Origin of the sequence: Microbispora amethystogenes, from assembly GCF_016863015.1 — a bacterium.
Lineage (GTDB): Bacteria > Actinomycetota > Actinomycetes > Streptosporangiales > Streptosporangiaceae > Microbispora > Microbispora amethystogenes.
Genome location: NZ_BOOB01000110.1, coordinates 1 through 2,017, shown reverse-complemented (window position 1 = coordinate 2,017; position 2,017 = coordinate 1). Strand labels below are relative to the sequence as shown.

Sequence of the window (2,017 nt, the reverse complement as noted above, 5' to 3'; positions counted from 1 at the left end):
CGTCACCGGCGGCACGGGCACCGACGCCGCGGGCGTGCAGACCGAGGACACGACCGACACCGCGGGCGGCAACAAGAACATCGGTTTCGTCCAGGACGGCGACTGGTGGTCGTTCGACCCGATCAACCTGACCGACATCACCGCGATCCGTCTCCGCGCCTCCTCGGCCGGCGCCGGCGGCACCGTGCAGATCCGGCAGGGCAACCCCGACAACGGCACGCTGGTCGGTTCGGTGGACATCGCGCCCACCGGCGGCTGGCAGACGTTCAAGGACGTGACGGTCGACCTGACCAACCCGCCGACGACCAGCGGCCCGCTGTACTTCGTCGTGCGCAAGCCGGCGAGCGCGGCCAACGACGCCTACCTGCTCAACTTCAACTGGGTCGACTTCGTCGGCAAGGGCGCTACCAACAACCAGCGCCCGACCGTGTCGGTGGCCGCCAACGCGACCACGGGCATCGCCCCGCTGAAGGTCGACTTCACCACCACCGCCAGCGACCCCGAGGGCGACGCGCTCACCTACAAGTGGGACTTCGGGGTGAACGGTTCGCCGCAGCCGACCACGGCCAACGCGAGCTACACCTACACCGCGCCGGGCACCTACACCGCCACGGTGACGGTGACCGACGCCAAGGGCGCCGCCGGCAGCGCCCAGGTGCAGATCAGGGTGAACGCGCCGGCCACGGCGTGCTTCACCGGCCGTTCCGACGACTTCCTGGGCAACCAGCTCGACCGTGACCGCTGGTCGGTCATCCGGGAGAACCAGGACCTGCGGGTCGCCGACGGCAAGCTGATCATCCCGACCTCGCCCACCGACATCTACAGCACGGGCGGCGACACGCCGAACATCGTCGTGCAGCCGATGCCGTCGGGCGCCTGGACGGCCACCGCCAAGCTCACGCTGAAGGCGCTCACCACCTACCAGCAGGCGGGCCTGGTCGTCTACGGCGACGACGACAACTACGCCAAGATGGTGCTGCAGGCACGGGGCACCGACGACCACGCCAACCGCATCTTCCAGTTCATCCGGGAAGACAAGGGCAGCCCCAACGAGGTGACGGCGAGCAACACGGCCAACCTCGGGGACGCCTACCCCGACACGGTGTACGTGCGGTTCGTCAGCGACGGCACCAACATCACCGCGCACTACTCCTCGGACGGCACCAACTTCACGGCGATGTCGGAGACCAAGCCGCTCGCCGGGATCTCCAACCCGAAGATCGGCCTGATCTCGCTGGCCTCGACGAACAACCCGGTGACGGACGCGGCCTTCGACTGGTTCCACATCACGCCGGACGACAAGGCCACAGCCTCGGACCCGGGCGACGAGTTCGAGGGCACCGCGCTCGACCTCTGCCGCTGGAACGCCAACGTGCGCTACGACGCGACGGCGGCGCGGGTCAGTGGTGGTCAGCTCCAGATCGACACGAGCAAGGGTGACATCTACGGGTCCGACAACAGCAACCCGAAGAACTTCATCCTGCAGACCGCGCCGAGCGGTGACTGGACGCTGGAGACCAAGGTCGACGGTTCGGCTCTCAACGAGCAGTTCCAGCAGGGCGGCCTGATCGTCTACGGCGACGACGAGAACTACGTGAAGTTCGACTACGTCGCGGACAACGCCGCGGGCTCCGCCGTCACCCGGCGGCTCGAGCTGCGCAGCGAGGTCGGCGGCGTCGTGCAGGACCCGCAGCCCCAGGTCACCGACCTGACCTCCGGGGTGTGGTGGCTGCGCCTGAAGAAGGTGGGAGACAGCTTCACCGGCGCCTACTCCTCCGACGGCACCACCTGGACCGACCTGGCCACCAACGGCACGGTCACCGCGGTGAAGAACAGCGCCGTGGCGGGCACCGGCAAGGTCGGCCTGTTCGGCTTCGGCGTCAACCAGACGGCGTCCAAGACGGTCAAGTTCGACTACTTCAAGCTGACCCCCGCCTCCACGGCGAAGGTCAAGCTGACCGTCACCGCCGGCACCCGCTGCATCGGCACCACCGCCTACCTGGCGGTCACCGCCGTC

At 68.4% G+C, this 2,017-nt stretch carries 1 protein-coding gene; it reads left to right on the top strand.

The genetic code is table 11. The features are described from left to right. A partial coding sequence (locus Mam01_RS35885; RefSeq protein ID WP_204289670.1) for a beta-xylosidase family glycoside hydrolase occupies positions 1 to 2,017 on the top strand: 2,017 nt, incomplete at both ends.